The 14,592-nt window shown below is 47.7% G+C and carries 8 protein-coding genes; all 8 read right to left on the bottom strand.

Annotated features, from left to right (window positions below):
- Positions 1–153: 153 nt before the first annotated feature.
- On the bottom strand, positions 154–2,109 hold the full coding sequence (gene gyrB, locus AC1XTG_RS17525; protein WP_056281359.1) for a DNA topoisomerase (ATP-hydrolyzing) subunit B: 1,956 nt from the start codon (positions 2,107–2,109) through the stop codon (positions 154–156).
- Between the two features lie 197 nt (positions 2,110–2,306).
- Entirely contained in the window at positions 2,307–4,004 is a 1,698-nt protein-coding gene (locus tag AC1XTG_RS17520; protein WP_484842826.1) for a hypothetical protein, read from the bottom strand.
- A 192-nt stretch (positions 4,005–4,196) separates the two neighbouring features.
- Positions 4,197–7,370 (bottom strand): PVC-type heme-binding CxxCH protein, encoded by a 3,174-nt coding sequence (locus AC1XTG_RS17515; RefSeq protein ID WP_484842825.1) that lies wholly within the window; start codon positions 7,368–7,370, stop codon positions 4,197–4,199.
- A gap of 47 nt (positions 7,371–7,417) precedes the next feature.
- Positions 7,418–8,293 (bottom strand): ThuA domain-containing protein, encoded by an 876-nt coding sequence (locus AC1XTG_RS17510; RefSeq protein ID WP_484842824.1) that lies wholly within the window; start codon positions 8,291–8,293, stop codon positions 7,418–7,420.
- A 198-nt stretch (positions 8,294–8,491) separates the two neighbouring features.
- Positions 8,492–9,052 (bottom strand): hypothetical protein, encoded by a 561-nt coding sequence (locus tag AC1XTG_RS17505; RefSeq protein ID WP_056281353.1) that lies wholly within the window; start codon positions 9,050–9,052, stop codon positions 8,492–8,494.
- A gap of 31 nt (positions 9,053–9,083) precedes the next feature.
- Positions 9,084–9,803, bottom strand: a complete 720-nt coding sequence (locus AC1XTG_RS17500; protein ID WP_056281352.1) for an outer membrane beta-barrel protein — start codon at positions 9,801–9,803, stop codon at positions 9,084–9,086.
- Between the two features lie 76 nt (positions 9,804–9,879).
- Complete coding sequence (locus tag AC1XTG_RS17495; protein WP_056281350.1) at positions 9,880–11,193, bottom strand: vanadium-dependent haloperoxidase; 1,314 nt, start codon at positions 11,191–11,193, stop codon at positions 9,880–9,882.
- Positions 11,193–14,501, bottom strand: coding sequence for a VCBS repeat-containing protein (locus AC1XTG_RS17490; RefSeq protein ID WP_484842823.1), 3,309 nt, complete (start codon positions 14,499–14,501; stop codon positions 11,193–11,195). Before AC1XTG_RS17490 ends, AC1XTG_RS17495 begins: the two co-directional genes overlap by 1 nt.
- Positions 14,502–14,592: the final 91 nt, after the last annotated feature.

The raw sequence follows: 14,592 nt of genomic DNA, 5'->3' as shown, positions 1-14,592 counted from the left end.
AATGTGTTGTAGGAAACCTGCTAAAATTTCAACGAATGTAAATAATCTATTGTTTTCGGGTCGATGAAGTTTCTGTTAAATTTTGGCTCAAAAAGAAACGGATGACTGCCAGTGACAACCATCCGTTTCGATTGATTCGATGTGAATCAGCGGCTATACGTCAACTCGTGCATATTTTGCATTTTTCTCAATAAAATCGCGCCTCGGGGCTACTTCATCACCCATGAGCATGGAGAACAAATGGTCGGCTTCTGCTGCTGATTCAACAGAAACCTGTTTCAAGCTTCTCTTGTCAGGGTTCATTGTTGTTTCCCAGAGCTGCTCCGCATTCATTTCTCCCAAACCTTTGTATCGCTGCACGTTCACGGAATCTTCTTTCCCTCCGCCTATTTCTCTGATCGCTTCTTCTCTTTGTAATTCTGTCCAGCAGTAACGTTCTTCACGTCCTTTTTTCACGAGGTAAAGCGGCGGCTGGGCAATGTAGATGTACCCGTGATCGATCAGGATTTTCATATACCTAAAAAAGAACGTCAGGATCAGCGTGCGAATGTGGCTTCCGTCAATATCCGCATCGGTCATAATCACAATTTTGTGGTACCTCAGCTTATCGATGTTCAACGCCCTTTCGTCTCCATCCTTTCCGATCTGCACGCCCATCGCAGTGAACATGTTCTTGATCTCTTCATTTTCGTAAATGCGGTATTCCTGTGCTTTTTCAACGTTCAGGATTTTACCACGCAACGGTAATATCGCCTGGTAAGCGCGGTTACGGCCCTGCTTGGCAGTTCCACCCGCCGAGTCCCCTTCGACCAGGTATAGTTCGCAAACGTTAGGGTCGGTTTCCGAGCAGTCAGAAAGCTTGCCTGGAAGTCCGGTACCTGTGAGCACGTTTTTCCGCTGCACCATCTCACGCGCCTTTTTCGCGGCAATACGTGCTTTGGCAGCCAGGATCACCTTATCAATGATCACACGGGCTTCTTTCGGGTGCTCATCCAGATAGGTATCAAGCATTTCCGCCACTACCTGGCTTACTGCCCCTGTTACTTCCGAGTTACCCAGCTTGGTTTTGGTCTGACCTTCAAACTGCGGCTCTTGCACTTTAATGGAGATCACAGCTGTCAAACCTTCGCGAAAATCGTCCCCGCTGATCTCCACTTTTTCTTTTGCAAGAATACCCGACTTCTCCGCGTAGTTTTTCAGTGTACGGGTCAATGCAGCCCGGAAACCGGAAACGTGCGTTCCACCTTCAATGGTATTGATATTGTTCACATAAGAAAACACATTCTCGCTGTACGACGTATTGTACATCATCGCCACTTCCACGGGAATCGCGCCTTTGTCGCTTTCCATGTGGATCGGCTGCGGGATAAGCGGCTGTCTTGTGGCATCGAGGTAGGTAACGAATTCGTTCAAACCTACTTCTGAGTAAAACTCTTCGCCGCGGAACTTGCCTTCTTCATCCTCTTCCCTTTTGTCTTCCAGGGTAATGCGTATTCCTTTATTCAGGTACGAAAGTTCGCGCAAACGGGTTGCTACGGTTTCGTATTTAAATTCAGTTACTGTAAAAATGGTTGAGTCAGGAAGGAAATGGATGAATGTCCCTGTCTTTTCAGACTCACCGATTACCCTTGTAGCATAAAGCGGCTTGCCTTCACTGAACTCCTGCTCGAATATTTTTCCCTCGCGGTGAACCTCCGCGCGGAGATGTATAGAAAGTGCATTTACGCAGGAAACCCCTACCCCGTGCAAACCTCCCGAAACCTTGTATGTGTCTTTATCAAATTTACCACCGGCGTGGAGCACAGTCAGTACTACTTCAAGTGCAGACCGCTTCTCTTTGGGGTGCATTCCCGTAGGGATACCCCTACCGTTATCCTGTACTGTAATAGAATTATTCTTTTCTATTGTAACATTGATGGTGTCGCAATAGCCGGCCATTGCCTCATCAATGGAATTATCAACAACCTCCCAAATCAAATGGTGAACTCCCTTAAAACCAGTGTCACCGATATACATCGCCGGACGTTTGCGGACGGCTTCTAAACCTTCTAAAACCTGGATATTTTCAGCTGAATAACTGTTTACTTCAAGCACTGTTTCGTTTGACATATAGTTTGTTTTTCACTTGGATAAAAAGAACCATTTTCAGGCTTTTTAAGCATGTAAAGATACGTTTTTTTTCGGAGGAATCCAGCCTTGGGGAACGATTTGTTGCGACGGGAGGAAGCAAGTGGAAATATTAATTAACCAATATTCGGATTGGTTAATCCAACGGTAAAATAATGCGGAAGAAAGGTATTTTGCAGCTATTGCAAGGCAATGCTGCTGGTGGTGACAAGAAGCGCTTTGTCTAGCCGGTAAAACGTTTTTTCGTGTTTATCACTAACATCCAGAATACCCAGGTCATAGTTCCCCGGCGCCAGATCGTCAATCCGGAAAAGCACATTGAAGCCCGGTTTATAGTAGTTTCCTGAGGTTAATATCTCCCTTCTTGCCTCCACTTTGGGATTGGCACTCACCAGGTGGACCTGTCCGTGGGTACGATCCTTTAAAACCATGAACCGGTTACCGGTAAACCCTTTCCGCTCCGGCGCTACAACGCTGGAAACGAAGTAGAATGTGAGCAACTCCGTAGTGTCTCGGCTCAGTCTGTCTACCTTCCATTCCTCCACATACATGCCGTGATCCGCCGTGGCCAAAGGCTGTGCAGCAAACATCGAATCCAGCTGCGCCTTTTCAACAACAGGCCTTGGAATCCTGAAAAAACCTTTCTGATAAGCTGGCGTAAGGTAAAAGTCGGCATTCCGGAGAATCGACTTTTCAACAGAAAACATATTATGGTTGGTTTTCCAATTGTAAACATCTGCGAGGTAAACCGTCTTCTGAGCGGCGATCATCTCCGTGAATTTGTAATAGGAATAAATCCAGTAGAACACACTTAATCCGATCAGTATGGAAACAACCCGCATGCGGCGGAAAAATGAGGTGTAGCTGAGCAGCAACAGGTAAAAAATAACCGTGGCCAGCGAGGCATAAATCTGGAAGCGGCTCGCGATCGTGCTGCCCGCCCAGGACCTGAACAAGGCTACCACAAAGCTCGTGATGAAGATGAATGCAAAAAGAGAAATCAGCTCCACAGTACCCGGCTTGATAACCATCGGCTTGCCGTAGTACGTCTGCGCGATTTTGGTCACGATAAAGGCAACGAAGGCGACGATCACAATCCCCCAGACGGCGGACCAAAGCACCGGAGCCGACCAGAGCGACATACTTGAACCCACAAAACCAAACAGCGAAGAAAGGAAGCTGATCACGCTGGTGGGAAGCTTGCCAGCCTGCCCCGACTCGTAGCCAATAATGTAAATCAAAAAACAACCGATCATAAACAGAGCTGTCATGATGGCGCCTCTGAAATCCTTAATGCACAGAAAGAAAAAAATGATCGCCGGGAAAGAAAGTATCCCGTTACCATGCGTAAATGTGGCCAGAAAGCAGCAGAACATCGCTCCGAGGAATGCGCCGCTGGTGCGTCGGGAAACGAGCATAATCGCCGTAACTGTGAATGCAGTCAGGAAAGAATGCTGCAATCCGGTTAGCGCCCAGTTTGAGATCTCGTGATACAGTGGCTGAAAAAACAGGAAAGCAGCTGGCAGAAAGTACCAGAGCGGCAGATTCAGCTTCCGGAATTGAAGGTATAGAAAGCCGAAGATGTAACAGACGTTGACCGAAACGATCACAATGTAAGCCCGGTAATCCAGGTAACCCGTCAAATGATAGTTAACCAGCGACACAAACCGCGGTACCGCCGCCTTGTGATCGTTAAAGGTCTTGAAAAGCTCCTTGATAACTCCTGAAACACCCGATCCGCCCTGGGAAATCGTTTCTATAAACTGGATAAGGAGATAATCATCCTGATATGGAAAATTAACGGAGTAGTAAAAGTTGTAAACGAAGTAGATCAGGGCAACAAGGATTATAACAATGCCCGCCAAAAATCGCTGCATAAGTTTAATTTGATAGATGAGAGGTGGGCAGCTATCGGCAGGGCTTACAACCTGGCTGCGTAAGACAAATCTAAAAACTTAAAGCATTTAATCTCAAACTTTCCGCCAAATCTTCGTCAACGATGTCACTTACAGGCTCTAAACGAAGAAAGCGGCACCTGGCCGCTCTCTTCGTTTGAAATTTATATCTCATTACATTTTCTCCATCGGGTGTTCCTTCAGGAGCTGATCAGGTGAGTAGAAATCCTTCTTACTCTCAGTGGCAGCACGTACCTGCTTCACCTTCTCCGGCGAAATAGCGGGCCCTTTATTACCGAATGAGTTTCTTACATAGGTGAGCACAGCAGCCATTTCGTCGTCTTTCAAAAGTCCGCCGAAAGGTGTCATCGGCACTTGTCCGGGGTACTTCTGCCCATTCACTTCAATGGGCCCAAGCAGACCTTTCAATGCGAGCTTGATCAGCCGCTCGTCGCTTCCAAGTACCCATTTGGTATTGGCCAGCGGAGGGAAACCGGCTGCAGCCAATCCTTTTCCGTCAGGCTGATGGCAGGTCGCGCAGTAACCTTCTTTGGCGTAAATCTGCTTACCCTGGTTGAACAGGATCAGATCGTTGCCTTTCAGAGAGGTTTGAGCCACTTCTTCTTTTTCCTTCTTGACATTCCTGTCATTTAAATGCGCATCGGCAGCTTCCCAGGCGTGGATCATCCAGTCGTCAAGCGGCATTTTCCTGGCCTCTGCCAGAATCGGCAATCCCTTTTCTTTACCGATCCACGAAGCAGCCACAATAGCTACCAGGCGTACCCGGCTGTTCTCATCCCTGGCAGCCTGCATCAACAGCGCGGCCTGGTCGGGTACCTGGTGACCGGTGTAGCGTACCACCTCCACAGCAGCAGCCCGCGCATGATAATCCTTTGCTTTCAGCAATTGTTTCAGCAGTTTCTGGTCAACTTTGTTCAAGCCCCAGCTTACCCACAATCCTTCCAGCAAATGGTGCTCATATCTCGGATCTTTTTTATCCAGACCGGCAATCCAGGTGTTCATTTTAGTCAAAACCTCATTTGCATTCCGTCCTCTCAGCTCTCTTCTTGTCCGGTATCTGGTGCGGTATTCCGGTAATTTCAGGTTATCCAAAAGTTCTTCAATGCTCGCGCCGGCTACTTTGGCAGGCGTTACGAGCGGGCGTGAAGGATAAGTAATGCGGTACACGCGGCCGTGAGAGTGGTCACGCAAAGGATCTCGTGCATTGTGCTGCATGTGCCCGATCAGGATATTGTGCCAGTCGATCACATACAATGATCCGTCCGGCGCAAACTCCATATCAACAGGCCGGAAGTTACGGTCTTCGCTCACAACCAGGTCCTGGCGGTGCTTACTTTTGTAACCCGTTCCGTCATCCACCAGCGTATGCTCTTTTGTACCCAGAAATCCGATGGTATTGTTGATCAGAAAATCACCCTGTAACTCGTCGGGAAAATGGCGGCTGGATACAAATTCCAGACCGGATGTGGGACGTACGCGGTGCTTTTCCTCCACCAGTTGCACCGATTTGTGCGTAGCCTCGCCATATCTTGGCAACACAGTACCCGGCAGCATCCAGCGTACATCCGGGCTGGACGTTTCAGCAAAAAACGGCTGACCCCAATCGTCGAATGCAATACCCCACGGATTAGGAATCGACAATTGCGCGGTACGTTCCAGCTTTTTCAGCTGAGGCGCATATCTGTAAAAACCTCCGTTTGTAGCACGTACAGGTCCATAGGAAGTCTCCACATTGGTGTGCAGGAAAACACCCTCTCCCGAGTAAATAGCCCCTGACGGATCAACCGTAAACGCGTGGCTGTTGTGGTGGGTATCGTGGTCATCAAAGCCGCTGAGGAGAATCTCCATTTTGTCCGCCTTATCGTCTCCGTTTGTATCTGCAAAAAATTTCAGGTTTGTGCCTTGTGACACATATACACCTTCGGGAGCAATCTCGAACCCAAGCGGTAAATGCAGCCCGTCCGCAAAAACAGTCTGCTTATCTGCCTTACCATCATTGTTGGTATCTTCCAGAATTATAATCTTGTCGTTAGGCTTTGTATCACCGGGCTTGTAATGCGGGTAACTCGGCATAGTCGCAATCCAGAGACGGCCTTTATTATCAAAAGACATCTGCATCGGTTTCGCCAGGTCAGGGAACTCCTCCTCGGAAGCAAAGAGTTCGATTTTATATCCTTGCGGCACTTTCAGTTTACTTAATGCATCTTGTCCGTACAGGTAAGTAAGACTGCCATTTTTTTCCGGGTTAAAATTCGTTTTTACAGGAGGAAGCGGCTTTGTGTTCTTGTCAGCCGCAGCCAGGTCCGTTTTCTCTCCTTTTGAAGCTGCCAGCCAGATCGCTTTATCGCGTATATCCGTCATTTCACGGATCTTCTCGATCTCGGCAGGATAGTTATCAGGCCCGAACGGATTATACCTGCGGCCATACACGTGCACCCCATTTGGTATTTTGAAATCGTTGTGCCACATCCAGTTTTTCTCATCCACGGCTTCATGAACCAGCTTCCTGTTTGCCTCTGCTTTGGGTGAAGATTTTCCGAAAATCTGATCTGCGAGCAGCAAGCCCAGCTTTTTGTAACCTGCTTCATTGAGCTGCGATCCGTCAATGGTAAGCGGCTCTTTTGTTTCGGCATACCACTTTTGCGAAGGCGCAAATGCATCCACGAACAGGACGCCATTCTTTCCTGCAACTTCTTTCATTGCATTGGTATACAACAGCAAATTCTCGTTTTCTTTTTTGCCGTTTGGCAGATCGTACTTGTCCGTGAGGTCTTCAAATGCAATCGGGGAAACGATGGCGAGCTGAGGTGCAGTGCTGCCGTTGTATTTCTGGCTCAATGTATATTTGATAAAAGCATCCAGCTCGGCCTTGTAATTGGCCAATCCCGCCTTACCCTGAAAAGATTCGTTGTAACCAAAAAATGCTACGATTACATCAGCCTTTAACCGTGTCAGCCATTGATCCGGCGTATCAAAATGGCCTTCGCTTTGTGAAGGGTTTGCCAGTTCTGTCTGGAATTTTTCAGCGCCGGGGAAAGCCCAGGGTGAATTACGGCTCGCATGCGGTCTGAAACCTGGCGTATCACCGCCATCGCACATATTGCGAATAAAAAGCTCATTCTGGGGATAGCGCACGTGCAGCTCCGTCTCGAAATTATCGTAGTTCATCATTCTCGAACCCAAATTATTGCCGAGCAGGACGATATGCGAGCCTTTTTGAAGGGCAATGGAAGCAGATTGATTGAACTTGAAAGCACTGAACGCAATTAGCGCCAATCCAAATGCAATAAGCGATACGTGAACGCTGATTCTTCTGGGTTTAGACATTTTAATGGTATTCTTAAAGGTTGGGATTAGGATGTATGCAGGTGTTACTACTTCATGCCGCGATAGGCAACGTCGATGTTCATCTTGCCTTTCCATTTAGGAACAGGTAACCCCAGCTCCCAGTGGATCGCATTCACGATCAGGTGCTGAAAAGGTTCGAGTTTAAAATCTTCCGGGTGCCCGAGGGTAGTCATGAAAACTTTGGCGCCGAAAGAGTTGGTACCTGTCCAGGCTACCGGATTTTCGATCGCTTCCTTGTCCGGGTTTACCGATTTGCCCATCAACAGCCAGGTAGAACCTTTTGTCGGGTAGTCGGGCAGCACGCGGTACAGCCAGGAGCGCGCGTGAAAAGGTCCCTTTACGCCGGTGAGGATCGGATTTTTAGCTTGTTCAGGAATTACGGTAACATCTGTACTGCTTTCGTGACCATAATGCGTATGCTTGGCAGCGCCGCCCCAGCCCGGAGGTGAGTTCAATGCAAACTCGCCGAATGCATTCCATTTTTCACTCTCGTGCCCCTTTGGAAAGTTGAACGCGTGGGTGGTTGTGCGGAAACCCATGACAGGTTTTCCTGTTTTTAGATAAGCGTCAATGTGCGCAAGCTGATCGGGAGGAAGCTGGCGCCATCTGAGATAGAATATCGCCAGGTCAGCATCTTTCAGCGCTTCCAGGCCGGGAATGTTCTTTTCGTCGTTTGGGCCGTCTTTGGCTTTCAAGAAAATGGTTTTCATACCATAGTTCTTTTCCAGCTCGGCTGCCATGATCGGGAGCGTCTCTTCGCCGCTATACTCGTGGTCACCGGTTACGAAAACGACAACCGGTTTCTTTTTCTGCGCTTTGACAACGCCGCTTGCAAATAGGGAAATGGATATGAGTGTAAAAATCAGCAGCCAGGGGCGGCCGAAGTGAAGCAACTTTGTCATGCGATTAAGGTTAGCCTTTTAAAAGTTTAGAATTAAGATCCAAAATAACGGAATACCTCGCATTGCCCGGCATCCTGTCCGGGTTTACTCTGAAATTTTCCGGAAAGATATAACACTAATACTTAGAAGACTCCCGAATCCAATTTCTCCCTTACTTAATGCTAGTTGAAAGATCCGTGGACTGATCAAAATGAACAGCTATTTAGGGAGAATTCTCTCCCGAAAAGCTGCTAATAGAACTTTGCTGCTTCTTGGATCACTGCGTTGATGAAGGAATTTCGCCAATGGATAGCTTCCCAATATGGAATATCCGCCGTTTAGGCTATTTAATGGAATAACAATCCAGTCGCATGAATAGGAAGAAAACGGTGACCAAAAGTATCCGCCAAATACAGGCTTCCTGTTTACGCACAGCGCAAATGGTTTACCCTGGCGTACACTGACATCTGTCAGGCGGCTAACTTTATCAATTCCGGCATCTTTAAGTTCCAGTATATAGACCGAATCATTCGAAGCCGAATCCCACTTCAATTGGTACGAGGTTATTTCTTCGTTTGTAATTAGGGGTGATTGCGGCAGATCCGATTCATTAGGAAAGAAAGCCATGCTGCTGTCCAGGCATCGTACATTTTGCGGATCCAATAAGTATATCTCTATTGCTATTTCAGCTTTGCTCAAAGATTTTTTCGTACTATTTGGTAAGTAAAAAAGCTGCATTGCCAGCAAGAGAAGACAGGTCACAACGTTGACATTTGTCATCTGATTAGTATGTGTAAAAACTTAACAAAACTCAAAAAAACCGCAATCCGAATGTGAGTGAAACGCGGGAGAGATCGACGCTGTCGTCTTTCGACAAATGGAGTGTCTGGGTGCTGACGCCCGTTTTGCGCTGCATTCTGTAAATCGCCCCCATCATGGCGTTACCTGTCAGATGAAGGGCAAAATGCCTGCTGATTTTTTGTTCCAGACCTACACTGATACCCCATCCCATCGTCCTGCCCGTGAACGTAAGCTGATCCCCGTTCAGTGCAGCCTTGTTCTGGTAAGGCTGGTATCCCAGCATAAATGAGCTCAGTACCGAAGTTGTATGATTTTTAAGATAGTGCCGGTAGATCACCGAGCCGCTCAGGTGTTGGATCGTCACCTTTTCCTTCAAACCATCCTCGGAAGCTGCATTACCCTGATAGTATTCGTATTGAAGCCCAAAACCCACTTTCTGCCAGTGGAAATAAGATACATTCCCGCCCGCAGCAAACCCGGATTTCAGATCATCTATGTAGTTTTTAGTCGCCACGTCCGAGATCCTGCCCGGCCTGAAAAGCCGGTAAGCATAACCGCCATTCAGACCATATTCCCATTTAGGCGGCTTGTTTACATTCGCATCTTTCTCTTTGACCAGCACGGCCGAGGCATCCCTGTCTTTGCTCCATTCAGCGCCCGCCGGGTTTTGCCCTAACAAACAGTCAGCCGAAAAAACGAATGCAAGAAGCAGTGCAAGTGCTCTGATCATGATGAAAAATTGCTTAAAACAGTTTCCAAAACTATCCAATTTTGGCCCAATATCGATTACCAACCGGCACTTAATGTCAGAGTACCGGCTTGATGCCGCTGCTTTTAAGCTTTTCCACAATGAACTGGCCTATTGCTTTGCCTTGCTCCTGCCCGTTCTCAATCGCATCGCGGTAGTGAATCCCGCCATATAACCGTGAAATAGCCGCTTCTTCCGCAGCTTGTCTGAACGATTTAAAATCGCGTGTCGGCAAATCAAAAATCACCTCGGTATCATCGCGAAATGAGAAATGATCGCCCAGAAGATACGTAAGCGTCTCGGCCACGGCAGTGGAAATGACACTGTGTCCGCTGGTGTACTCGGGGAATGGCGGAGTTTGCAAGAGCGGCTGCCATTTAGGATCGATCGACCTATTGATCACCGTTTCCGGCCGGACGCGGCTGCTGCGGTACTTTTCATCCCAGCAACTGATAAATCCATCCATTAAAGTTGCCGCCGCAATTGCATGCACCATAATTCCTCTGTCTAGGTCCAGCCTGGCCTTTGTAGTGGCTATCCCGGTAATGTTCATCCAATGCCCGCCCGGACTGATCTTTTTGAAACCAATGGACATGTGACCTGAGGTATTGATGGCGAATGGATTGCAGTCCCAATAGGATGCGATAAAACGTTCTTCTTCCTTCAAGTTCTTTCCCGCGAGGTAAACCTCCTTTGTCAGTTTGAAAAAAGCACTGGTACTATCCTTGCTAAACTCCACCGGCGGTTTTGGCACAAATTGTCCACTCGAATCGATGATCATAGTCCGGATGGTTTTCCAATGCGGCTCCACCCCCTCTATGTAGCCAGGAGGCGTCGGGTACCAGTAAGCTTCGCCTTTCTTAGGCCGGTAGCGCACCCTGGTACTCAGTTTAAGGTATCCGTCCTTCGCCGCACCTGCCGCAATTTGCTTGGCAACATCCTGTGCAACTACTATCGCACCATCGACCTCCTTTTGTGAATAACCTTCACGCAGCAAACTGATCACCAGCTTCTTCTGGTCCTCTTCGAGCATATAGCCCGACGGAATGATCAACCGCCCCGTTTCAAGAATGCAGTATAAGGCCGCTATCTGGTAATTGTATCCATTATCTGCCACCGAAACAGGTTCCAAACCTTTGACAAACCGGGCAGGAGAAACGATCTGCTTGTTGTTGCGGGCAGCGATCTCGTAGGCTCCCATTAAGCAATAGGTATAAAAGCGGCTGGCAGCGGGCGGATTTACCACGTCGTGGATCATCACCATGGTAACTGAAAAAACAGCCGGCTGCAAATGCATGCGCAGATCATCTTTGCCTTTTCCCGCAAAAGCAACCTGAGTCAGAAGAAGCAAAATCAATAAGTACCTGCGCATTATTTGTTGTTGTACCTGTAAAACTGGAGTGTTTCATTGAAAGCGCCTATTGTTACAAAAGGCTGCTTGTTGATCCGGATATTGAATGCGGTTTTCACGTCGCCCCGCACAGACAATCCCGAAACCGGCTGACTAACGTAGCTGAATGCACCTTGTCCGTTCCCGGATAGCAGGCAACCGAAATTGGCGTCCATACTGCCTATTTTGAGACGATTGTCTGTCTTGTTACCCAGCAGTAAAACGTCCTTTTTCCCATCTCCGTTATAGTCTTCAACCAGAATGGAACATACAGGTGCAAATTGCGCCTGCACGGGAAGGATTGTTTTTTCAAACTTTCCGTTTGTGCTCAGGAAGCAAAGACTTCTCGTCTCGTTTACTTCCAGTCTGGTGGATTTTTCAAGATCTTCTTTCGGGAAAACTTCCTGTATCGACGCATTCGCATAATCGCGGTAAAAAGGAAACTTCTTACGCATCGGGTAAATCTGGTCATTCAGCTCGTCGCGGCTTACAAACGGGTACGATTTACCTTGTACGTAAAAATTAAAGAAGGGATCAATGGAGCCGTTTTTATCAAAATCTGCGAAATACAGTTCAGCCGGCTCTTTCCTGCTGGCTTTGATCTGCGAGTTCAGGCCCATATTGCCTGCGATAATATCAGGCTTTCCATCCCCGTTCAGGTCTTCCAGCTTTAAAGCCGACCAGAATCCGCTGATCTCTTCTCCCAGGTAACTTGCCGTTTGATCTTCAAAATCTTTCCCATTAAAAGAAAATACCTTCAATGACATCATTTCACCGCAGATAACGAGCTCTGCATTCCCGTCCCCATTCAGGTCGCCCCATTGTGCGTCAGTTACCATCCCTATTTTGAAGAAAGGCGACTCTTTCATTGTGAAATTCCCTTTTCCGTCATTTAACAACAAAAAAGACACAGGCGCCTCGGGGTACCTGCCGGGAATGACGCGGCCGCCTACAAACAGGTCCAGGTCACCATCTTTATCAAAATCGAACGGACGCACACAGGATTTGCTGCTCGCTTTCATATTGGGCAGCGACAGTACCGACAAGCTCAGCTGCCCTTTCCCGTCGCTCATGTAAATCTCGTCCTGCAATGAAAAAGTGTTCGGCTCGAACATGGAATATCCGCCTTTCGCGATGTACAGGTCGTCATAGCCGTCGCCATTTGCATCAAAAAATGCAGCCGCAGAAGTAGCGGATACATTCTCGTCGCCAATCGAGAAACCTGGCAACCGGACAAAAGTACCGTTGGTTTTTTGCAAATGGATTTTTGCCTGCTTGTTCTGGTCGCCGCTGATGAAGATATCCTCAAACCCATCCTTATTCACATCACCCTTCGCGATAACTGGCCCGGTTTGAGAATACATCGTGAGCATGAGCGGCTGCCTTTTAAAATCATTTTCATTAAAACCCTCATGAACATGCGTGATCAGGTCGCCTGCATCCTGAAACACAGACGCCGTTCCGGCGGCGGGCAATTCCTTTTTCAATCCTTTCTCAGGCTCCACCACCAGCAGCTGATCGCCTTTTACGGCACGCAACATTTTAATAGAACCGTCAGGAAAAATAACCTTGACCGAATCGGCAGCAGCCTCTTTACCCAGGCCGAAATGCAGCCGCTGTGGCAGGCTGGACAAATAGCCCCTGTTCTGGTTGACCTCCTGGTACTGCATTCCCGCAGGGGTATAAACGTAAACCCGTGAGCCGGTACCGGCAGTATTAGCACCAGTCTGCTTCACCTTGATTTGCAGCCAATGCAATTCTTTCGATTCGCTTCCCATGTTCTGGTACACGAATGCAGGTTCGTTGATATTGTTGACAACCAGATCCAGATCACCGTCATTATCCAGGTCTGCGTACACTGCCCCGCTCGAAATCGAAGGCTGGTCCAACCCCCATTTATCCTGCATTTTAGTGAAGGTGAGATCGCGGTTGTTCCTGAAAATATAGTTCGCGAGCTTGGTTGAAGGCATTGCCTTGACAAGGTCCATCAGGTAAAATGGCTCTTTGTCCACAGCCCGCTTGATCTTGTAATCGCCCCAGTAGCGCAGAAAATCCTTATTGGTATAATCCCTGAAATAGCCATTTGAAACAAAAAGATCCTTAAAACCATCATTATCAAAATCGGCCAGCAGCGGACTCCAGCTCCAATCTGTGTTAGAAACGCCCGCAAACTGGGCTATTTCGCTGAATGTACCATTCCCATTGTTCAGCTGCAGCATATTCCGCATATACTGTTTATGGAGATTCTGGTTGGTCATCAATTCAAACGACTCGTAGTTTTCCTGTAATTGGAGCAGTTTCTGCCGCTGATTGTCCTCAGGCAGCATGTCGAGCGACATTATATCCGGCAATCCGTCATTATTGAAATCGGCGATATCAATGCCCATTGAAAACTGGGCGATATGCCTGAAATATTGCTTGGTAACGTCCTCGAACGTACCATTTTTGTTGTTGATGTAAAGGTAATCCTGCTCGTTGTAATCGTTTGTCACGTAAATGTCCTGCCAGCCATCCTGGTTCACATCTGAAATCGCCATACCCAGCCCGAATGTGAGCGGATACTGGTGAATGCCCGCTTTCTGGGTGACTTCTGTAAACTTATTATTTTGATTCTCAAACAGCTTGTTACCAGCCAGCGCGTCGGTTTCCTGCTTGGCGCGCGCCAGTTCCATATTATCGATCTTCCTGACACTGTGATTAAGCAGCATCATATCCAGATCTCCGTCATTATCATAGTCAAAAAAGGCAGCCTGCGTGCTGTAACTCACATTATCCAGTCCGTATTCCTGCGCCTGTTCCAGGAATTTCAGATTTCCCTGGTTGATAAAAAGCTGATTTTTGCGCAATTCGTCAGGTACTTTCCCCGAGTAGCACACGTGAATATCCAGCAACCCGTCGCCATTCACGTCCGCCATGGTCACGCCCGTTTTCCAACCGCCCTTTCGTCCCTCCAATCCCTTCCCTGCAGAACTGGTAATATCCCTGAATTTCATCAACTGCCCTTTTCCGCCCAGATTAAGGTATAATTTGTTCGGACCTGTATTGGAAGTAAGAAAAAGATCGTCGAAACCGTCGTTGTTAATATCGCCCACAGCCACACCGCCGCCGTTATAGAAGTACTCGTAGGACATCACATTGCTCCGTTCATCCTCATTGATCGGATTGATAAAGTCGATGCCGGTAGTCTTGGCGGGAAGTAGCTTAAAAAGCGGCTGCTGGCCTCTTAACAGCAAAGGAGAGGCGAAAAGCAATGTAAAAAGAAGAGAGAAATACCTGCTTTTGCTATTCATTTGAAACACGGGTACCAGTTTCAGGATGAGGAGATTTACTTAAAATTAAAAAACTTCAACTTTTGGTTGAAGTTAAAACTTAGCAAAGCTA

The organism is Dyadobacter sp. HNCC25DJ183 (assembly GCF_056895175.1).
Note: the sequence above shows the minus strand (reverse complement) of the source record. Positions and strands in the feature narration are given on the sequence as shown.